The sequence below is a fragment of the Chitinophaga sp. H8 genome (assembly GCF_040567655.1).
Taxonomy (GTDB): Bacteria; Bacteroidota; Bacteroidia; order Chitinophagales; family Chitinophagaceae; genus Chitinophaga; species Chitinophaga defluvii.
This window is the reverse complement of sequence record NZ_JBEXAC010000001.1, coordinates 485038-506510: the sequence shown is the minus strand read 5'-3', so window position 1 is coordinate 506510 and position 21473 is coordinate 485038. Positions and strand designations below refer to the sequence as shown.

Below are 21473 nucleotides of genomic sequence, written 5' to 3'. Positions count from 1 at the left end.
AAGCGTTTTAAACAACATTTATGTTTTTCAGATAACAGAAATCTCTTAATAAATCGGTTTGATCACCATAAACAGCAATATAATGCTGGCCTGAAATATTATCTGCAAAATCCGCTACAGGTTTATCAAGTGTAATTTCAAAACTTGGCAGTTGCGGGGCAGGTTGTTGCCATCCCGCCTCCTCCCACCTTCTGGGTTTTGCTGTTCCGGTTACCACATGCATGGTATAAGTAGTCCCGGTATTGGACAACCTGAGTAATGTCATTTTTCCCGGCTTAACATCAGAAATATTCAGCAATCCTCCACTAATCCCTCCAAAAGCAGCACTTGTTACTTTTACCTTTCCTTCTACCACTTCTGCGGGAACATAATCCGGTACTCCCATCAATACACTTTCCTCAAAAAATTCGTAGAACTCAAAATATGCGCCACACTGGCCAGTAAGTTGTTTTACTATCAATTGCGTAACAGATCCCATAACATCATTTTCAGGAATGGTGCAAAAGCCAGCCTCATCTGCCAAAAGCATAAATATGAATGCCGGAGGAAAATTCAGCAGTTTCTTCATTCCGTCTACATCTTTAAGAGAAATGGCATTCAGCCGGTTAGTCGCTGCCATCTTGCGTATTGCCAGATAGTAGCTGATTCCCCTGGACAGAAATCCGTCATCCACAGGTTTGACAAAATGCCACTCAGCTCTTATTTTCCGTATCAACGGTTCGATCTGACTTTTGTCTATACCTTCCATTTCCTGTTGCATCTCCAGCATTTCAAAAAACTCAACATCAATTCCATAGTCCCGTTTAAGGGACATCCCTTCATATAAGGTATTATACAGTTTCATATCCCTGAAACCCATCATCCCTACCTTTGCCTGTGTCAGGGATTTCTCTGCAAACCCGGCTTTTATGAAATTCGCTATTTTGACAAGGGGGGATGGCTTTCCAATTATATTATAGACATATCTGAACCTGTAACCCAAGTCGGAAAATACTTTTCTTAATGCTGTGGTACCTGCCTGTGCTGCAGCCGTAACGATACGACCATCCTCCATATCTCCAGCAAGCCCCCATAACAGCATCGGCTTTTGAACGTAATTACTGGTTATTGCAATGACCGCATGTGAAGGAATCCATCCTGCAAGGCATATGATCAACACTTCAAAATCATCTTTTCCAAGATCCGACAAAGCCCTGGCAACATCTTTTCCTGCCGCATCATCCGTTACAGGTCCGGTAGTGACCAGTGTATATCCAAGTGATTCAATCTCTTCACGTGCTTTCCGGCACTTTTCATTAATTAATTCGGAAGGAGAATTGATCTCTCCAAATCCAACAAAACCAACTTTCATTGTAATACGTTTTATTTTATAATAAAATTGAGGTTCCTTATATAAATCCGGATAACAACAGGAAAGCTCACTTACAAACAATAGCCTGCTGGTCTGCTTTTACCGGATCACTGTTTATATCATTTGATTTTGTGTTGTTCTCCCAGAACGAAGTAATCGCTTCCAGGCTCAGCCCCTTTGTTTCAGGTACCATTTTCCAACAGAAAACAACACAGGACAGGCAAATCATGGCAAAAACCATATACATTCCGGCTGTATTGTTATACTTTCCGGCAAACCAGCTGGTAAGCATCGGAAAACACTGCGCAGTTATAAAAGAAGACAGGTACAGAAAGAAACAAACGATAGCCAGTGCTTTGCCACGGCTGCGGTTAGGGAATATTTCAGCCACAATTATCCAACTTAGCGGCGCCAGTCCAAGGGTAAAAGCGCCTGTTGCCAGCAGCATAGGAAACAAAGTATATATCGGAGGCCAATGAAGATAAAGGTTAATAGCCATTAATAAATGAGCAACACACATTCCACACACGCTGGTAATTAGCAGCCCTCTTCTGCTAAAACGCTTTATTAATCCAAAAGCCGCAATTGTACAAATGAAAATAAACACATAAATAGGAATGGAACTCAGAATAGCATGTGATCCAACAGAAACGCCTGCCTCGGCCAGTATGCTGGGAGCATACAGTAACATCATATTCACTCCATTTATCTGGGAAAAGACCATGATAATAATACCAACCAGTAAAGCTCTTCGCAAACCGGGCTGCATCAGGTTATGTAACCCGCCCGTTTCCGTTTCCAGCGTTTTCTGCATTGCATCTAATTCTGCCGCAGCTACTTCGGGTGTATTTATTCTCTTAAGCACTTTTAGTGCCTCTGGCAATCTCTTTTTAGCAGCCAGCCAACGGGGGCTTTCCGGGATCATCATCAGGCCCATCATTAAAAACAAGACGGGCACTGCTTGTGCGGCAAACATCCACCTCCAGCCCATATCATCAAATGAAAAAAAGTAACTTACGATAACAGCGAGATTAATGCCGATTACATTAGAAAGCTGGTTAACATTTACCAGAACACCTCGCTTTTCCGGAGGAGAAAGCTCGGCAATATAAATGGGGGATGACATCATTGCAAGACCGATGCCGATTCCTCCCATAAAACGCCACAGTCCAAAATCCAGAATACCTCTGGCAAAAGCAGTACCAGCAGTGGACAACATAAAGAAAACAGCGGCTACCATCATCGTTTTTTTTCTTCCAATCCTGTCTGTAAACCACAGTCCAAATAATGGGCCTGCAATGGCTCCCAATATAGCACTGCTTACTGCAAACCCCTTTAGCGCCGGTGTAAGGTGAAAGTCCTTTTCCAGAAATGGCAGGGCCCCGGCAATAATCACCAGGTCAAACCCAAACAAAAATCCTCCCACAGAGGCCACCAATGTTACCCCAAATACAAACCGGTTCCTTTTATCGAAATTATTGAGTGCTTTCATTTCCTGGTATCAATAAAATGTATGCAACAAATTGGCAAGCCGCCATATTCTAAAACGTCATACCCTGATTTTCAATAGCAAGATTATTATTATATCCGTTTAATAAATACGTCTAAATTTTCTATTAATAACACTACCTTTTCATTAAAAATTTGTATCATTCATTTTATTTACAACGAAACTGTATAACATGCAGCCTACGCTTGAGAAAATCCCAACGCAATTTTCGTCGTCTATAACCGTGAAACGGGAAATCACTCCCTATATGGATTATCCCTGGCATTATCATCCGGAACATGAAATCATTTTTGTGGAAAAAAGCTATGGGATCAGGTTTATGGGCAACCATATAGGCAACTTTACAGATGGAGACCTCATGTTTATCAGCTCCAACCTACCACATGTATGGAAAAATGACAATGATTTTTACCAGGGTAACAAAGAGCTTTTTGTGGATGTGTATGTGATCCATTTTAAGGAAGATGTTTTAGGGCAAGGTTTTTTTAGTCTTCCGGAATGCGCACGCATCAAAAAGTTATTTCAAAAAGGCCAGCAAGGTGTTTTAATAAAAGGAACTGATCATAAAAAAATAGCTCAGCTTGTTAAAGATGTAGTGGCAGCCACAGAAATGGACCGGCTTGTTTTGTTTTTAAAAGTACTGGAAACCATTGCCCGTACAGAGGAGTTTGAATTGCTTTCCAGCGTTGGTTATGTCAATTCCGTTAATACAGCTGATACGGAGCGTATTAATGAAGTCATGAATTACATTATGAAGAATTACGCGAATGATATTACCGTAGAAGAAATTGCCAGGCTGTCCAACCTTACCGTATCATCTTTTTGCAGGTATTTTAAATCCCGTACACAAAAAACCTTCTCTGAATTTCTGAATGAAGTCCGCATATTAAACGCCTGCAAACTACTTGTAAAGAACGAAATGACGATAACCGAAATCTGCTATGAAACAGGCTATAACAATATTTCTCATTTTAATCGCCAGTTTAAATTAATAACGGGTTTAACTGCCAAGGAATATACAAGAAAGTACAAACAGAATATTTTGTAAGTACTAGGTATTTAAAAGAAGATATCAACTGTCGGTGGCTTGCTGAAAGCATAACAAAGGGCCAAAGAAAAACCGGCTCAATATTACTTTTAAGCCGGTTTTTAAATAATTGAACAGACGGAGAGGTATTATCATCTTACATACTCCTCCTGCGTGTATTAAAGCAACTTTCTTACAGACACCTGTGGTGTTTCTCCCTTTGGAACAATAAAAATAGCATCGTTTTCTACCTTTTGTCCCGGATCAAAAAAATACCCCGCCGGAACTGTTATTTCATTGTTTACCAATTTCCCATCATTATTCTTTGCCAGGTAGGTTACTTTTAGCTGATGCGTAGCCATATTTACGTCTAGCTTCTTCGATGTAAGCCTTGCTCCTGTAGCATTCTGACAATTTAATTCTACAATTTTACCCCCTCCAATGCTGCCCACATCCGGGTAGGTCTTTAAGCGGATATTAAACGACTTACCCGTATTATTTTGAGCAGCAGCTACCACTTTATACCTGTCATAGCTTTGGCCTTTTACCTCTACCGTTTCCTTATTCATCACATTAAAGGTAACAGCAATACCATCCAGGTCCAGTGTTTCGCCATCTTTAATTTGCTGGGCATGCAAAACAGCAGTAAGACTTAAAAGGGATAATGTCAGGGTTACTTTACGGAAATTCATAATGGTGTTTTTAGGGCCAAAAGGTACCTAATTCTTATGAAAAACCATGCAATGACAGTGAATTTATCCCCCCCAATCATATCCTATCAATTGCGGGAACCAGATTCTATAACGTGAAGCCGGAGAAAAGGTATTACCTGCCGATGAAAAGTCACTGAAGGTCAGATTTACGGGTATAGCTTCTTCCCCTAATCTCCATGAACCAACCAGACAGGGGATGGTAACTGATATCCAGGTATTCCCCTGCACACCCTGCTTTATAACTTCCATGGGTACTGTGCCATCCTTTGCTAAAACCGGGGTAATTGTTTCGTCAACATCCGTGTTGCCTGCCCATCTTGTGTCCCGTGCAAGTACGAGGGGACCACGCATAATGGCTTTGTAAACAGGGGCTCCTTCCATCTCTTCTATTCTGCCTCTCATGTCGAGTTCCAGTTCGATCTTATCTCCTGATATCCATTTTCTGTTTACCGAAATATAATTACCGCCTTTAGCAACAGTGACAGGTTGCCCATTCACTATTAATGAGTTTTGTGTACTCCATGCTGGTATCCGGATTTTAAGCGCGAATTCCTGTGCAACCGGCATTTGTAACTTTATGTTCACCTTTCCATTTACCGGATAATCTGTTTCCTGTGTTATTTCCACCAATTTTCTATCGGGCATCTCCACCTTGTAAAGACCATCCGCAAAGAAATTAATGGCTATCCCGTTTTCACCACTCATTACTGCCAATGGTAACATAGCGAACAGGCCTCTTGGCCCGTTCGCTGTACAACAATTTAGTCCCATTCCGCACTGATCGGAACCTAACGACCTCATGCCCATTGCAGGGGTATACATTCCCCAGTTAGACCCGTCAGGAGTCATTGCTCCAAGCAACGCATTATAATAAGAGCGTTCAATAGCATCCGCATATTTAGCTTCTCCCGTAAGCTTAAGTAATTGTTCACTCAGCATTAACCAGGTTACAGTTACACAGGTTTCATTCGCATGCTTGGTTACAAATTGCTGAAACCGCTTTCCATCATACCAGCATTCAGATGCCGAGCCGGAACCAACAATATTAATTTCGTTGTCCAGAATGTTCTGCCAAACCTTTTCCACTGTGGTCTTATACACTTTATTTCCTGTAAGGCGATATAACTCCAGCAAACCATCATAACAGGACATCATCTCGTAGGCCTTTTGTCCCTGCTTATGCCATTCTCCTATAGCAGGAAAGGGAAATCTTTTACTTACATTTACACCTGCTTTTGATATCAATTTTGGTCCGGCAGGCAATTCCCACTGCCGTACTATCTCTTCCGCAAAATCAAGATATTTCTTTTCATTTGTTCTTTCATAGAGCATAGTGACAGGCTTCAAAATAGAAGTAGCCGCCATCCCAAAATAGTTTCCTTGCAGCGCTATAGACTTTTTACGCAGGGCCAACTCGTTTATTAAATAATCTGCCATTTTACAAGCAGCGGTTAAAGCGGGCTTATTGCGTGTTAAATCATAATAGGCCAGCAGCCCGAGCAGGGTATACTTTTGTCCCCAGATATCCCATTGCTCAAGCCGGTGCTCATCAGCATAGTTGCCAATATATCCATCTGCTGTTTGTGTTTTTAGCAGTTGTGGTACCGTATTGTCTAAAATTGCTTTTAGCCGCTGCTGAGGCAGGTAGCTATATGCCTGAACCGCCGAAGTAAACCACTTTCCCCAGAACTCGGTCTGCCACCTGTAATTTTCTGTTCTGCTCCGGAAAGGCGCAATAAGATGGTCATCATTCTGAGACAGGATACGGTTTTGATAAGCCGCATCCAGTTTTGTTCCCAGATGGCCGTTGATATGCAACGGCTGTCCATCCCGGAGTTCGTCTCTCACTGCCGGATTTACCTTTGACTGTGAAAAGACAGGTGCTATAAAAAGGATATTCGCTAATAATAATACTACCGGGAATATCGAAAGTTTGTTAATTTTTTCATGTATAATCATCACATAGGAATTGTTCTCCGGAATATTTATTCAATGATATATAATGCCGCTCCACCTGGCGGCAATGAGATTGCAATCGACGTTGTACTATTTGACAACAGCGTTGTCGCTCCCGTACTCTTGTTAAATTCACTCACCTTTTTAAGGCTCTTTAAGGTGATATTACCGGTTTTGGCAGCAGAGAAACTTTTGTTAGTAACTAAAAGTGTTTTTGCCGTGCCTGTATCACCAAACACACCAATTATCAGGTCATTAGGTGCTGTATTCAGCAAAGTGGATAAGCTGAACTGATCCAGGTAATACCGGGCCCTGTTTAGGGTTGACACACCGGTATGATAGAGTTTTTCTGATTGCTTGTTCAATAAAAAATTACCTATGTTTTTCACTTCCGTATTCAACGCTTTTAAATCATTAAACATGGGAGTCTTTTCATAAGTTACAGGATCGATCAGGGCCCGGTGACTGGTATAATAACTTAATCCTTTTACTCCATAAGCAAGTGCAGCAAACATCTGTACCCGTATTCTTTCCAGGTTCATAATACTTACTACATCAGGTGATATACTAACAGCCTGGAAATAATACCATAGTGGTTTATTACTTAACAGCGCTTTCCCTCGGATATAACCAAAATCTTTCCAGAGATCATTCGTGCTCAATGTAGTTGATGTCAGGTTTTCCCGAAACGGATAATAATTAAATGATATCACGTCAGGATTAATAGTAGATAAATAGTTATTTACATAACCAGGGTAAGTACTATCTGACCATACATATGGTCCATAACTGGGAAGCATCACTGTAAACGCCAACCGGCTGGGGTCATGCTCTTTAAACAGATCATTCAACTCTTTTGCCTGGGTCAGGTTCGGTATAAACGGTTCATCCCAGACATAATAGCCTTCCAGCATCTGGTAAGCGCTTAACCTGCTGATATTATTGATAACTGTATCTTCCGTAAAAGAAGGTGCCTGGGTTTGGAATCCGCTGAAAGCATCCAGATCCTGTGCAAGAATTTTAATACCTTCCGATTCTGCTATGTCCAGTGCCATATTTACAATTACCCTGTTTTGAAAGGTAATCTCTACCAGGTTGAGGCCGGCTTCTTTTGTTTGCTTTAGTATTTTTCTATAAATGGCAGTATCTCCGATATTGTTTATGGCATAAAAAGTGGAAAGCATGAATTCCTTTTGTGTCCATACCGAGTCCCTCAGTAATGTTTTTCCCATTTCATGTGTAACAGCAGGCTTAACCTCATGTAAGGGCACCATTTTTTTTATACAGCTCCCTAATGTAATAGAGAACATAGTTATGGCAATAGCTATTCTATTATATGCACGCATATATTAATTTTTTGATGATGATTAAATAATGATTATCGGCTTAATGATGATTACCACCCTGGGTTCTGCCATGTAGCCCCCAATACCGCTATCTCTGTTTCCGGAATTGGGAATAAAAGGAATTTGTCCGCCCAGGACTGTCTTTCTCCAACTACAAACCGGGTATAGCTAAACGTATTTTCCCCCGTTTTAGTGATTTTCATACCTGTTACCAGTTTATCAGTTTTATCCAATATCTTCCATCTTCTCACATCCCATACCCTTTGTTCTTCCAATGCAAGCTCTACGCTTCTTTCTTTTTGCAGATAGGCCCGCATTTCCTCCTTAGAAGAAATACCAGCAGGTATAGCCGGCATATGTGCCCTGGTCCGTATTGGTTCCATTGCTTTTCTCACCGCTTCCGTAGGACCGTTAAGTTCGTTTTCTGCTTCTGCCAGATTCAGATAGAATTCAGCAAACCGCATTCTTTTCCAATAAGTACCTGGATTAATTTGCACATCCTGGTTAATAAACTTGCGCAGGTAATATCCGGTCCTGGTATGACGCCTGTCTGTAGATTTTAAACCAGAGGCCCCACCAATATATGTTTCAACAAAAACAGCCGGACCGGGAGAATATGCACCGTTATACAAAACAGTGGCGTAAAAGCGTGGATCCCTTCCTGCATATGGGTTTAGCGGATCATAACCGGAGCCAGTATAATAGCTGGGTTGCAGATGCTTATTATCCAGATATGGTTTTGCAGGTTCTAATACCGGTAATCCTGTTGCCTGCATATCAAACATGTCTACCAATTCCTGTGTTGGGCAACTGCCCGCCTTTTCAGAAATACCGCGTTGAGGGAAACCATTCATCAGCGTTGCAAAACCGTTAACCATAGATTCTGTTGTCTGATTTTCCATAATAGTCTCCTTATCCCGGGGGAAAGCGCTAAAATCCTGATTGGTAAGAAAATAGTTTTCAAATGAACTCTCCCCCAATGAGGCGTCATGATATAGCTGGTATTTGCCATTCGTTGAAAGCAGTTCAATTCCTTCTTTAGTATAATCCCTGGCTTTTTCCCATTTGCCCAGATCATTTTCCTTATTATACAAAGGACTTGCAGCAAACAATTGCGCCTGGGAACGCAATAACAACATTACAGCCTTGGTCATCCTTCCTTTTTCTGTTGCGAGGGTAATACGCCAGGGCAATTCCTGCACATTCTTCATCTCCTGCCATTCCTCATTCATATAATCTGCTATCTCCTGGAAAGAAGAAGGGCGTTTTAATTTTGCAAACTCTGCCTGAATTTCTATTGGTTCCTTAACAACAGGCATAGGTCCGTATTTACGGCAAAGCTGCATATAATACCAGGCTCTAAGCACTTTTGCTTCTGCCTTAAAGCGTGCCCTGTCACCAGGATAATCCACTGCGGCATGATCAATGTTTTTCAGAAACACATTACATGAACGGATGCCTGCCCAGTAGGCGGTATAAACATCCCCATTCCTAGTGGCTGCAAAATGATGAGTAGGATCATAAGAAGGAGTAAGACTTCCCCTGTACCACATATTAGCTACCAGAGGGTCTGGTTCAAGATCATCAGAATCATGAAACAGATCTGTAATACCTTCGAGGAATGCATAGGTAAAATAACGTTCTCCTCCCTGATTTACCGTCATTGCCTGATAGGCTGTATTCAGATATGCAGCCGTCATTTTAGGATCAGACCAGACATTACCCATTGTAATACGGCCATCTGGTGTAATGTCAAGATATTTCCGGCATCCTCCTGTTCCCAGCAGGATGAAAGTTCCGATAAGCGTATAGATAATTTGTTTTTTCATGCTTGCGTAGAATGTTAGAAGATTACATTAATACCGAAATTAAACACCCGTTGGATGGGATAGGCCAATACCCAGCTGATTTCAGGATCATATGCCTTTGTTGGCATCCTGTCCCATGTAATTGGATTAAGTGCATTGGCATAAACACGTAGCTGTTGCAATTTCATCCGGGCAATGGCTTTTGTTGACAAGGAATAACCGATCTCAAAGTTTTTCAGCCTGAGATAAGAAGCATCCCAAATGAAAAACTGGTTAGCTACATGATTGGAATTCATACTGGATCCTAATGCAGGATAGGTTATTTTCTGACCATTAGCCGCCCGTTCCGGTGTCCAGGCATTCCGGTGTATATCATAAAACACATTGGTTCCGCCCGCAATCTCAAAAATGCCATTGCCTGTATATGTTTTACTAACATTGGATACCCCCTGAAACAGAAGAGAGATATCAAAATTCCTGTAATTGACGCTGATCGCCCCACCAAACGTATGTTGCGGTACCGGAGAATAAAGGATGGGGGCCATGTCCTTTTCATCAATTACCTTATCATTATTTACATCAATATATTTCAGATCACCTGGTCTGGGTTGCCCCGCTCCTACCTGGTAAGTGAGCCCTGAAGCTGCGATCTCTTCCGCATTATTCCAGAAGCCATCTATTAAATAACCAAATTGCTGCCCTATCGGATACCCCTGCTGACGATAGCGGTATGCAAATGCTTCCGATCTCATGGGCTCATCATTGAAGATGAGTTTATTAGCAGCGTAGTTATAGTTTGCATTTACCAAAAGAGAGAGATTCTGGTTAAACCGCTTTCTGTATTTTGCTTCTATCTCATACCCATGATTGTCTACAATACCCATATTCACTGGCGGTGTACCCGATAAGCCAAGTATTTTCGGGATCTGTTGACGGTTGATCAACATATTGTCCGTTTTTTCCTTGAAAACATCTACCACAAAATCCAATTGATTAAACAATCCAAATTCAAGCCCTACATTTGTTTTGCGACTCACTTCCCAACGAAGAGCAGGATTTCCTACCAATGCTTCATTAATCCGCTGTCCATTATATAAACTCTGATTATATCCTCCTCCACCAAGATTGATATTATCCAGGTAAAGGAAGCGGGCCCCTCCTAACCTGTCATTCCCTACCTTTCCATAGGAGCCCCTTATTTTGAGGAAATGAATTACCTGATTGCTTTGCAGAAACTTCTCCTTGCTGATCACCCAGCTTGCGGAAAAAGAAGGGAAGAAGCCAAACCTGTTTTGCCGGGCAAACTGTTCAGAACCATTATAGCCGCCATTAAATTCTGCGAAATACTTGTTCCTGAATCCGTAGGTAATACGGTTTGCAATTCCCATCACCCTATATGGCAGGCGGTCTCCTGCCTGTGTTTGGTTATCCTGCTGATAAAGCAAGAGTCCTGTTACAGCATGATCTCCAAAGGAGCGGTTATAATTCAGAAAACCCTGCACATTAAAATAGGAGAAGAAACGCGCCCTGTCACTCATATTAAGCGGCGTATTTTCCTGCTGATCTCTTCTACTGTAAACAGGTTGCTCTACACCGTTTTCATCTGGAACAACATCCATAATCCATTGCTGAAATGATTGGCGGGCATCAATATTATAAATGGTTCGTACATCAAAGGAAGCCATTATCTTGGCAGATAACCCTTGCGTAATAAAATCAAGCTTTTGGTCCATTCCGTAAGAAGCAGTAACATTCGTTCTTTTCTCCTGGGTATAGCCCGACCTGTTAATAAATGCCCATGGTGGATTAGATTCAGATTGTGTGGTAAGCACCTGACCATCCGGCGTAAGTGGGCCGGGCATGGTGGCAGGATAGATATAGGTATAATATAACAATTGCGCACTGCTTCTGTCAGGATTAGGCGCATTTGCCTGCTCCATGTATCCGGCTACATTTAAAAATGCGGTCAACGTTTTATTCAGATCAATATCAATATTGGAACGAAAGTTATACCGCTTTAAAGAACTGCTTGCGTTATAATCCTTCTGCTCTGTTTTCCACAATCCGTTTTGGGAAAGGTGCCCCACATTCACGAAGTATCGCATTGCTTTAGAACGCCCGCTCACATTCAGATTAAACCGTTGTTGCATGGTATTCTTCCGAGAAAGCATTCCCAGCCAGTCATTATCAGGATATATATCAGGCCTATCCTGTTTACGATAATGCTCAATAGCCTGTTCCGAAAACCTTGAATAAGCAGGTTGCCCATCATTTACCCATGCCTGGTTGGTCATTTCGGCCAGCTCCCATGAATGTACAGGATCAGGTAATCTATTAAATTGCTGAATGCCCGTTTCACTTGAAAAAGATATTTGTGGTTTTTCAGAAGTACCTCTCCTGGTGGTAACCAGAATAACACCATTGGCTCCCCTTACACCAAATACAGCTGTAGAAGATGCATCTTTTAAAATAGTAACACTTTCAACTTCATTGGGGTCAATATAAGTAAGATCTCTGGGTACCCCATCTACCATGATCAGCGGAGCTTGTCCATTCAGCGTTCGTTGTCCTCTTAAATACAAATTTGTAACATCCTGACCGGGTTCCCCGCTATTTTGTACCGTAGTTAATCCTGGCAAACGTCCTGCCAGATTCACGGCCAGATTGGCTGCCGGACTTTGTTTGATTTCTTTAGTGGAAATAGCCGATATAGCCCCGGTAACGGTTTCTTTTCGCTGGGTGCCATACGCTACAACTACCACTTCTCCCAAAGCTTCTTTTTTTTGTTCCAGTATTATGTTTATAACCTGTCCCTCTTCTTTGACGATTATTTCCTTATCCAGATATCCAATATAAGATATCACCAATACCTGACCCGGGGTGGCTTTAATGGAATACTTTCCATTATTGTCTGTATTGGTACCTATGGCAGTACCTTTTATTTTAATTGAAGCACCAGGTAAGGGTGTATTATTATCTGCGGCGAAGATAGTGCCGGTTACAGGCCCCTGATAGACAACTGGTATACCACGGGGTAAAGTTGTTTTACTTTTCTCTGTGATAACAATCATTTTGTTCGTAATCTCATACCCTAATGGCTCATTCAGGAGTACCTGCTCCAGAAAATCCACCAGCTTCATATTACGGGCTGTCAGGGTAACAGGCATTGCATGTTCTAACAGGTCATTGTTATAAAAGACAACCATACCAGTTTGTTCTTCAATAGCAGTAAATACCTTTTTTAGTCCGACTCCTTTACCTGAAAACGTGATGGTCTGCGAAACCCCTTTGGCGCTTACATTAAAAAGGAAAACTGTGAGAAAGAATGTTGTTAGTTTCATCGCTTTCAAAATTGTTTTGCCGATGTTGCCGGAACGCTGCGACCACTGCTCCTTTTTTGTAATAAACAGCGTTCCCAATCGAACACCCATAGATTTGGTTGAGAACCAGTATCCGGCATAGCTCATCTTTAGAGCAGGCGCACGAAATCCCTGGTTACAAAAAACATTTTTCATAACTTTACTTTGGTTTGGTAGTTGTAATAAATTAGTTGGATGTGATCTTTTGACTATTTTTTCATAGCTTAACCTAACTACTTGCCGAAGATGGTCGAAACATCTTCGGCTTTCATTTTAGAGGATATTGTTTTTACTGGTGATAGAGATTTATTTTAAAACTATTGTGTAACTATTACTTTTCGCCCTTCTTCTATCCTAAAGTGTACTTTTGATTGCTCCAGTACCCTTAGTAATTGAGACAAACTCAGGTTCCTGACCATCTTTCCCCCAAATCTCATTTCAGGCACCTTCCCTTCATATATTACCTCAATGTCATACCAACGTGAAAGCTGCCGCATCATTTCCTGCAGGCTGACATCATCGAAATTAAAAAGACCATCTTTCCACGCCACGACCTGTTCAGTATTAATATTGGTTATCAGGCTGATTCCTCCGGCACTATTTACCTGTGCTTGTTGTCCTGGTTTAAGTAATTGCAATTGACCATTCGTCTTTACCCTAACAGCACCTTCTAATAACGTAGTGTTCACAGTTGCCTCATCTTTATATCCATTGATATTAAAATGTGTTCCCAGTACTTCTACCTCCATCTGTTCATTGATCTTAACTTTAAATGGCATTTGGGCATTACCAGCCACTTCAAAATATGCTTCACCGGTAATTTCCACCTTTCTTTCTTTACCGTTAAAAGTGGTCGGATAACGAATAGAAGAGGATGCATTTAACCATACATGGGTGCCATCAGCTAATGTAATTTCATATTCACCGCCCACAGGTGTGGTCAACAGGTTATAAGCAAGAGTATTGCGTCCATCATTATTATAGATCAACTGCCCCTTCTTTTGTTTTATTTCGGTACCATTCCCCTCTGTAAAAGTGGTATCCTTGCCAACACCTAAGGAGACTACATTGCCATTTGCCAGCACCAACTGCGCCTTCCGGCCACCAGGAGGGATATCATTCGTATACTGTGCAGTCCTGCCCGGCGATGTTCGTGCTCCATCTAACACTAATTTCATTCCTACTCCTCCCAGTAGTAACAATATAGCCGCCGCAGCTATAAGTCTTATAAACCGCAGGCGCTTTATTTTCTGGTCAGCTGCTGCTTTATTTAAAATAGCCGCCAGCACCTGTTCACCATTATGCTGCTGCAGGTTTTCCCATTCAGTCTGCCGGATTGCTGTATTCATCAGCTCTTCCACCATCACACGGTTTTCCGGGCTGGCATCTATCCAACTTTGCAGTTCCTGGGTTTCTGTGGTGTTTAATTCCCCTTTTATGTGACGCCCAATCAAGGCTGCCATCCTTAATGATGTCTGTATTTGACTATACTGCATACAATGGGTTAATAGTTCTCTACTATAGAACAAGTAAAACAGTCATTTCATCTATCGGGAAGCAAAAAAATAATTTCGGGGAGAATATTATAAGAAAGTTCCATATTGTAATATGAATACCAGCATTTCAAATGCTTTACCAGATAATCCTTTTTTCAGCAAAAGCAATCCTTTTGCCTTCTGGTTCCTGACCGTATTTACTGAAGTGCCTAATTTATCTGCTATTTCCTGGGCCTTCAGGCCTTCCAGGGTGAATTTAATGACTTTTTTAATCTGGTCCGGGAGTGCTTCAATAGCTCCATATACTTCCTGCAGCGCCTCAAGGCGGATAATATGATGCAGTGCTGCCTCCTCTGTTGCTGTTGCGGTTAGCTGAGAGAGCTCATTTTCATTTTTTTTACGACGTTTCACCTCTTCGAGGTAGTTCAGGGAAGTATTTCGCGCTACAACATAAAGAAATGCCTTCATGGCGCCAATATTATCAAAGTTGTGAAAACGTTCCCATAACTTCATGAACACATCACCTGCTATTTCTTCCGCCACACCCGCATCATCCACTATCCTCCTGGTAAAAGAAAAGATCAGGGGAAAATTTTCCCTGAAGATATGGGAGAAAGCGGCTGATTCCATCGTGGTAATTTATCCGCTAAAAGTAGAAAAATTTTATGATTATCAAATTAACCTGAAGGTTCCCCTCCTTCGGTACTGATTTTTTAAAGCTATAATCAATAAATTTGCGAAGGCCATTTTCCTGCCTGGAATCAGTCAAAACACAAAGCATATGCCTCATTTTGTAATAGAATGCTCAAAAAATGTTTTAGAGCTACAACCTGCTGATGTAATCATGAATACAGTATATGATGCAGCAGAAACGACAGGGTTATTTGCAGAGAATGATATCAAAGTCCGTATTAACAGCTACGAATATTATAAATTGGGAGAAGGGAAACATAGTTTTCTGCACATCTTCGGGAGTATTATGGAAGGCCGGACAACAGCCCAAAAAGCCAACCTGTCGAGGTTGATTACAGAAAGATTAGCACCACTGTTCACTGACATTTCATTCTTATCCATAAACATCAGTGATTTTGAACAAGCTACCTATTGTAATAAGTCATTGATCAATCCGCTAAATACAGAAGGGAACCGGCATTTCTAAAAGAGATCCCTGGAAGTATTAGTAACTGATACTTCCAGGGCGTCCCATCTAATAAGCCAGAGCGGTCAAAGCCTCCTTTCTTACCTGCTGGAAAATAGAAACATTGGTCTGATAACTGCTGAAACTCCAGGCGATCTGCCCAGCCAACAAATCTGCTTTAGCTGCATCTTTTTCTTTCAGCCTGCTTAGCAACTCATAGTCCATGATCCCTTCACGCATTTGTTCGTACCGGATAGATTTATAGAATTTGTTATATCCCGGATAAACAATAAAAGCGTCACCACCAGGTAACCAGGTGCCGGACGTTTCTGTAAACACATCCGCCGCACCAATAATTGGATAATTAAATAAAGACCAATGCAGATACCCCGTTATTCCAAACTTAAAATTGATCCAGTGCAGAATACGCATGTACGAAAGCTGCTGCTCTACAAACCTGTTCGCATAGGATCCTGTAGGTTCGTTACAGGTATAGAACCACACCTCCGAGCCATTTGCCTGCTTTGACTGATAAGTGGAATAATTCCCGTGAAGATGATCCATTTTGGGCACATAAACATCCACCAGGTTGCCCAGATTGGGAGTCATTACCGCTTCCAGTATTTTCATATCCGGCACGGCATTTTTCACCATTGTTCCAATAGAGATATAGGATGAGGCATTTCCAGGCACTGGCTCATCCGCTACATGCTGATAATAATCATTGAACCAGTTCTTTTGTTTCAGGTGTAGTGTGAGTGCTGTCATGAACTGGCTTAAAAAGCTCTGGGCCCCTGCATCAGTAGCAGGGAACAAAGTATTTTCATATCCTGTGGTACGCGTGGCATTAGGTACCCAGATACCATAAGGGCTGTCCATAGCACCTGTAAGCCGGGAGGCAATGGCCTCCCCCTCGATACGTTTAAGTGTGCCTGTTTGTTTAAACAGGTTGACCATCTGATCAAAACGGGAAAAATCAAAGCTATAGGTAGATCCTGTTTTGGTGATCTGGGTAAGTACCAACGGGCTAAGGTGAATTACATTCTGCTTATATTCGGACATCATATTTGCCACCATAGCAGTCAGCTCCCAGAATTTGGTAGAATACATCGTTACCGGTATCCCATTATTCAGGAAAGCATAATTTTCCGGAGTATGATAAAACCAATTTGAAACAAACAACCTCGAACTTGTCATAGTAACAGGAAATACGCGGACCACAAACTCCCGCTCCACGGAATACGGCGTACCGGATTTGATGGCAGTTACCTTGAAGGTTGCTTTATATACACCAGCCCCGAGTGTAGTGCTGATAGGGATAGTGGCCCAAAACGATTGTAAGTTGCCGGCAGCTACAGTGGCAGGAGCATCGTTGATAATAGCATCCGGAAAAGTTCTGTCGGCAGAGTATAATCCACCCACCAACCCCGGTACAGCATGACTGGCCCCTACCTGCCTCACCCACCCCACCTGCGATGGTGTAAGGATACCTGTAGGGTCAATAATACTAGCCTGCACATTAGAAAGCGCTTCTCCTGCAGATAATACAAAGTGCAGATTCACATATCCACCCCGATAAGTAAAAGTAGTATCTGTCCCCCAATTCGGGTCAAGAGTTCCGGTCTTAAATACTTTTAACAGTGGATCAATCTGTTTAAGAGACATGAAGGAAGGATCTGCATTAGCTGTTGTAACAAGCTCCTCCTTTTTCGTTTTGTCTGAAGATTCCAGTAAAGTTTGCCGGCAGGAACCCGTCAGTAATGCGCATACGGATAACACTGAAAAAAATACATTTTTCATACACGTAGTTTTTGAGTGAAAGTTTAGGGTGCTTTGTTTTGTGTGTTTATATGCCCACTTATTATTTATCAGCGAGCCACTTCTTTACCTTTTCGTTGAATGCAAGTTCATAAATATACATCCAGTCACTATTGGCAGTAGCTGCTGCCAGGTGATTGGGCACATTCTTATCTTCCAGATAATCTACCGGATTACCTAACATCCGCGTTTTCCCGAAAACAGCTTCAAACTGCTCCCGCAGCGTTGGGAAATGCTGCATGATTGTACCTATTTCTGTAATGTATTTTTTCTTTTCCCCAGCAGGAGCCACGTCATACCGCTCCAATGCCAACAGCAAAGAAGCAGGGTATATCTGCAATTCATTGATCGCCTGCCATAGCTGCAAAGCATACAGATTTCTGCGAGCTGAGCCAGTCGCTTTACCAATGGCTGTTTTTATCTGTTTATAGTTTACGACAGCAACCCTGGCTTTCTGTAATTTTTCAGCGTATTTTTTACTCCATTCCCTATTACTTTCTACCGGCAATGTTACGAGATCCATGCTGCGCGGAGCATTGTTCCGGGTTCCCTTATTCAGTAATGCTGTTTCCCAAAAAGGCATTGCCTCTTCCAGTTTATCCTGGAAGTTGCCAGATTCACCATTGTAATGACCATAGAAACGTGCCGCATAATTTTGGTGCACCGCTGTTACTGTAAGTTCCTGATAGTGCCAGCTCAGTCCTCCGAAAGTATGAATACCACGCATAAAAGTTTCGTAATGCGGTGAGCTGTCATCCCAGGCTGCACATAATATACCGGTCAACTTTTGTGCTATTGCAATCCGGCAAAAATTCCGGATTGGCTCAAAATTAGATTGGCGTCTTGGCATCATAGGCCAGAATGTTTGTACAGCCGTAGAAGCCATCACAGGTAATTTATTCTTCCGGTACCAGTTAATAGCATTGATATTCCCTTCCACTTCCGGGGTATCATAGTTCCAGCGCATGTACACACAGGAATCAGGGAAAAGATGCACGTTACTATCCAGTAGAGGCAGATTAGCCCGCCACAGGCTGTCTACCAAACCGGCAGGCATATCCTTGTCATAAGTGCTTTTATAAAGGCCTGCTAAATCAAATACCATATCATCCCAAAAAACAGGAATCCTCCCTTTACTTACCACGTAGTTGCAAACTTCATTCAGCCAGTGCATCTGCAATTCAAAAGCATTCATCCCGGAAGCCTTTGCACGGGAAGAAGCCCCTAGCTCCCCCACCTCATCTCCACCTACATGTAAAAAACGTCCGTATGGCGTAGCAGCGATTGCATCATCGTAAAGCGCGAACTGCACCTTGTAGGTATCAGGATGCAGGGGATCAAAAACCCATTCTGACCGGGGATTATCCCTCAACGATTCATACGCTTTATGCTTCAGAATAAATGATGCATGTCCCAGCCCCTGTACCAGTGGGCTTATCTCAATATGCCGTTCTTTAGCATAACGGCTAAGCATCGCAAATTCTTCAATTGCAACAGCGTGGCTGGCACCTACCAATGGTGCTTTACGATAACGTAATTTATCTTCAAACTCTACAATCAGGTGATTGATCTTCCAGCCCGCCAGTCTGTCAATAAGCTGGTAATAATAATGCATCCCATCCAGGTGATGCTTCAGATCCAGATGTAATGCCCTCACTGCCAGATCAGGGTAATCCACGATACGGCACGCCGGTATGGGAATCCCCAGGTCGCGCGCATCTTCTCCCAACTGCAGCAAGGTCTGGTAACCATAAAACAATCCTACTTCTTTTCTGGCTTTGACCTTCACACTGTCCCTCCCCACTTCCAGCACATATCCCTCTTCCTGCTCAGGCAGTGCAGCCTCTGCTGACTGCTCAAACACAATAACACCTGGCCCGGTTTCCTGTGAAACCGGCAAATGAGAAAACATGCCTGTTAATACGGGTTGTTGTTGCACATTTCTCCAGTGTATTGCCTTCAGCTGGTCAATCCGGGTACCGGGGCCAGCCACAGCACTCACCTGCTGTGGCATAGGCCATAACCGGAACGGATACAATGGATATGTGTTCTCTGCACAGACCGGGCCTGTAGCAGAGAGCATTATCCATAACAATATGTACCTAAAAACTATTTTCATTTTTTCTGCAGCTTACCAGCCAGGGTTTTGGCCAAGTGACGGATTCAACGTTGTTTCCTGTGTAGGTAAGGGTAGCAGATAGTCCCTGTTGGTTTTAAAATTATAGCCGTTGATCAGCGTTGCTACATGCTGGTAAAGATCTATGTAGCCGTTATCATCTACCGGATATGCGTCCAGGTATATGGGATCTATCTCACCATTCCATTGCGCTTTCTTCGCGCCTTTAGGTTTCCAGCCTTTAATCAGACGACCAGCTTCTGCCCAGCGGAAAATATCATCATGCCGGAACCCTTCACAGGCCAGTTCCACCCTTCTTTCTCTCCTGATCTCATTCAGCAATGGGGATAAATTGGGAAAGAGCCAATTGGGGTCATGGATAATAGCATTCACCTGCAAAGCAGGCATCCATACCCGCCCACGCAACAGATTAATGCTCTTATCTGCATCTGCCTGTGTAAAAGTTCCCAGCTCGGCTTTTGCTTCTGCATAGTTGAGGAGTACTTCCGCATACCTGATCAGGATAAGGCCAGTATATCCTGAACTTTGTGATATCTGTTGGTCATAGTCCGTAGTATGCCCTTTGTACAACTGATATCCGGTAGCACACTTATTCTCTGCCGCCCCTGCAAATAAGGGTTGCCAGAATTGGTCTACAACTTCTCCATTCCTTACCATCCTGGCATCACCGGGTTTATAGATCAACTGCGCCAGACGAGGATCACGCTCTCCCACAACGGACCATATTCTGTCGTCTCCCTGGTAAAGTTTGCTCACTGCTCTGGGTTTGCCATCAAAACAGAGATAATCATCTACCAGGCTTTTGGTAACACCACGACCAGCCCCCCACGCTGTATAACGTGGCCAGTTATGGAATACATTCATATCCACACTGTATCTCCTCCAGAACATGATCTCATTGCTCCCGCTATAATCCGTCTGGTTAAACAGCTTCCAGTATCCCATATCCTGTGCTACATTGTCAAGGCCCTGAACACCCGAACTCATCAGCGTTTCAGCAACGCTGGCAGCAGCTTCAAAAAATTTCTTACCATTTTGCCCTGTTACTCCAAAAGGGGTACCCGCATGATATTTTTCCCAGGTGCCCTCATATAATGCCACACGGGTCAGAAATGCCATGGCAATTTCTTTGGTCACCCGCTGCTGAGGTGCGCTTATTTTGGAAGGTAATCCCTCAATAGCAATAGTAAGGTCATGAATAATAGAATCTGCAATAATGCTTCTTGATACACGGGGAGCAGTCAGTGCTTCATCATCTACATTCAGGGTTTTGTTGATCCATGGCAGATCACCAAATTTTTTCAGCATCTGAAAATAGAACCATGCCCTGAAAAACAATGCTTCTCCGCGATAGGCCGCGATATCGTCTGCTTTCCCACTTACCCGGCCGTAATTATCCAGGAAATAATTGATGTTCCTCAACTGGCTCCAATCCCAACCACCACCACTGGCCGGCATGGTACGTTCTCCGTTCAATGCAGTGTTATAATCCATACCAATCATATTATCACTTCCCTGATCTGCATCCTGCCCATATATTCCGGTACTGCCATATGCATAGTCTGGTATCATTTGATTATAGAAGCTATTACAATACAGCTTCAGATCGTTTACACTGGTCCAGTATTCCGCATCACTGATCCTGTCCTGCGGTGTGCGCTCCAGAAACTCTTTCTGGCAGGAAGACACCAGGCCTATGCCAACAAGCACTATAAAAAGTTTAATGATTTTCATTCCTTTGTTTTTTATCTTTTTTGAATCGGAAGAACCGCTCAAAGTGAAATACACTTTTCTGTTCAATGCTGCTATACAGG

The 21473-nt window shown here is 42.6% G+C and carries 14 protein-coding genes; 2 read left to right on the top strand and 12 right to left on the bottom strand.

Going from position 1 to position 21473, the window contains the following annotated elements:
* Positions 1-7: 7 nt before the first annotated feature.
* The gene (locus ABR189_RS01895; protein ID WP_354658745.1) at positions 8-1351 is read right to left on the bottom strand and encodes a hypothetical protein; all 1344 of its coding nucleotides are present in this window, start codon (positions 1349-1351) and stop codon (positions 8-10) included.
* Between the two features lie 67 nt (positions 1352-1418).
* On the bottom strand, positions 1419-2843 hold the full coding sequence (locus ABR189_RS01890; protein ID WP_354658744.1) for a sugar porter family MFS transporter: 1425 nt from the start codon (positions 2841-2843) through the stop codon (positions 1419-1421).
* Between the two features lie 190 nt (positions 2844-3033).
* Between ABR189_RS01890 and ABR189_RS01885 the strand changes: the two genes are divergently transcribed.
* On the top strand, positions 3034-3909 hold the full coding sequence (locus ABR189_RS01885) for an AraC family transcriptional regulator (protein ID WP_354658743.1): 876 nt from the start codon (positions 3034-3036) through the stop codon (positions 3907-3909).
* Positions 3910-4067: 158 nt separating this feature from the next.
* Here ABR189_RS01885 and ABR189_RS01880 read toward each other — a convergent pair whose 3' ends face one another.
* The 7 genes from ABR189_RS01880 to ABR189_RS01850 all read right to left on the bottom strand — a co-directional run bounded on the left by ABR189_RS01880 (position 4068) and on the right by ABR189_RS01850 (position 15196).
* On the bottom strand, positions 4068-4580 hold the full coding sequence (locus tag ABR189_RS01880; protein ID WP_354658742.1) for a hypothetical protein: 513 nt from the start codon (positions 4578-4580) through the stop codon (positions 4068-4070).
* 63 nt (positions 4581-4643) lie between these two features.
* Entirely contained in the window at positions 4644-6560 is a 1917-nt protein-coding gene (locus tag ABR189_RS01875) for a glycoside hydrolase family 127 protein (protein WP_354658741.1), read from the bottom strand.
* A gap of 26 nt (positions 6561-6586) precedes the next feature.
* The gene (locus ABR189_RS01870) at positions 6587-7903 is read right to left on the bottom strand and encodes a hypothetical protein (protein ID WP_354658740.1); all 1317 of its coding nucleotides are present in this window, start codon (positions 7901-7903) and stop codon (positions 6587-6589) included.
* Between the two features lie 50 nt (positions 7904-7953).
* The gene (locus ABR189_RS01865) at positions 7954-9732 is read right to left on the bottom strand and encodes a RagB/SusD family nutrient uptake outer membrane protein (RefSeq protein ID WP_354658739.1); all 1779 of its coding nucleotides are present in this window, start codon (positions 9730-9732) and stop codon (positions 7954-7956) included.
* A 14-nt stretch (positions 9733-9746) separates the two neighbouring features.
* Positions 9747-13226 (bottom strand): TonB-dependent receptor, encoded by a 3480-nt coding sequence (locus tag ABR189_RS01860; protein WP_354658738.1) that lies wholly within the window; start codon positions 13224-13226, stop codon positions 9747-9749.
* A 161-nt stretch (positions 13227-13387) separates the two neighbouring features.
* A complete protein-coding gene (locus tag ABR189_RS01855) occupies positions 13388-14566 on the bottom strand; it encodes a FecR family protein (RefSeq protein WP_354658737.1) in 1179 nt (392 codons plus the stop codon).
* A gap of 87 nt (positions 14567-14653) precedes the next feature.
* Positions 14654-15196: a sigma-70 family RNA polymerase sigma factor gene (locus tag ABR189_RS01850; protein WP_354658736.1), complete on the bottom strand. Its 543-nt coding sequence runs from the start codon at positions 15194-15196 to the stop codon at positions 14654-14656.
* A gap of 151 nt (positions 15197-15347) precedes the next feature.
* Here ABR189_RS01850 and ABR189_RS01845 point away from each other — a divergent pair, with 151 nt between their 5' ends.
* Positions 15348-15725 (top strand): 5-carboxymethyl-2-hydroxymuconate Delta-isomerase, encoded by a 378-nt coding sequence (locus tag ABR189_RS01845; RefSeq protein WP_354658735.1) that lies wholly within the window; start codon positions 15348-15350, stop codon positions 15723-15725.
* A gap of 48 nt (positions 15726-15773) precedes the next feature.
* Here the strand turns inward: ABR189_RS01845 and ABR189_RS01840 are convergent, their stop codons facing one another.
* From ABR189_RS01840 to ABR189_RS01830, 3 genes are all read right to left on the bottom strand, one after another.
* Positions 15774-17504: a DUF4091 domain-containing protein gene (locus ABR189_RS01840; protein ID WP_354658734.1), complete on the bottom strand. Its 1731-nt coding sequence runs from the start codon at positions 17502-17504 to the stop codon at positions 15774-15776.
* 61 nt (positions 17505-17565) lie between these two features.
* On the bottom strand, positions 17566-19641 hold the full coding sequence (locus ABR189_RS01835; protein WP_354658733.1) for a glycoside hydrolase family 20 zincin-like fold domain-containing protein: 2076 nt from the start codon (positions 19639-19641) through the stop codon (positions 17566-17568).
* A gap of 12 nt (positions 19642-19653) precedes the next feature.
* On the bottom strand, positions 19654-21393 hold the full coding sequence (locus ABR189_RS01830) for a RagB/SusD family nutrient uptake outer membrane protein (protein ID WP_354658732.1): 1740 nt from the start codon (positions 21391-21393) through the stop codon (positions 19654-19656).
* Positions 21394-21473 lie beyond the last annotated feature (80 nt).

Bases quoted from the DNA above. Each gene is read 5' to 3' on its own strand.
- ABR189_RS01865 (WP_354658739.1), bottom strand. From the start codon at position 9,732: ATGAAAAAACAAATTATCTATACGCTTATCGGAACTTTCATCCTGCTG.
- ABR189_RS01875 (WP_354658741.1), bottom strand. From the start codon at position 6,560: ATGATTATACATGAAAAAATTAACAAACTTTCGATATTCCCGGTAGTA.
- ABR189_RS01850 (WP_354658736.1), bottom strand. From the start codon at position 15,196: ATGGAATCAGCCGCTTTCTCCCATATCTTCAGGGAAAATTTTCCCCTG.
- ABR189_RS01855 (WP_354658737.1), bottom strand. From the start codon at position 14,566: ATGCAGTATAGTCAAATACAGACATCATTAAGGATGGCAGCCTTGATT.
- ABR189_RS01895 (WP_354658745.1), bottom strand. From the start codon at position 1,351: ATGAAAGTTGGTTTTGTTGGATTTGGAGAGATCAATTCTCCTTCCGAA.
- ABR189_RS01880 (WP_354658742.1), bottom strand. From the start codon at position 4,580: ATGAATTTCCGTAAAGTAACCCTGACATTATCCCTTTTAAGTCTTACT.
- ABR189_RS01830 (WP_354658732.1), bottom strand. From the start codon at position 21,393: ATGAAAATCATTAAACTTTTTATAGTGCTTGTTGGCATAGGCCTGGTG.
- ABR189_RS01890 (WP_354658744.1), bottom strand. From the start codon at position 2,843: ATGAAAGCACTCAATAATTTCGATAAAAGGAACCGGTTTGTATTTGGG.
- ABR189_RS01840 (WP_354658734.1), bottom strand. From the start codon at position 17,504: ATGAAAAATGTATTTTTTTCAGTGTTATCCGTATGCGCATTACTGACG.
- ABR189_RS01860 (WP_354658738.1), bottom strand. From the start codon at position 13,226: ATGAAAAATGTTTTTTGTAACCAGGGATTTCGTGCGCCTGCTCTAAAG.
- ABR189_RS01835 (WP_354658733.1), bottom strand. From the start codon at position 19,641: ATGAAAATAGTTTTTAGGTACATATTGTTATGGATAATGCTCTCTGCT.
- ABR189_RS01870 (WP_354658740.1), bottom strand. From the start codon at position 7,903: ATGCGTGCATATAATAGAATAGCTATTGCCATAACTATGTTCTCTATT.
- ABR189_RS01885 (WP_354658743.1), top strand. From the start codon at position 3,034: ATGCAGCCTACGCTTGAGAAAATCCCAACGCAATTTTCGTCGTCTATA.
- ABR189_RS01845 (WP_354658735.1), top strand. From the start codon at position 15,348: ATGCCTCATTTTGTAATAGAATGCTCAAAAAATGTTTTAGAGCTACAA.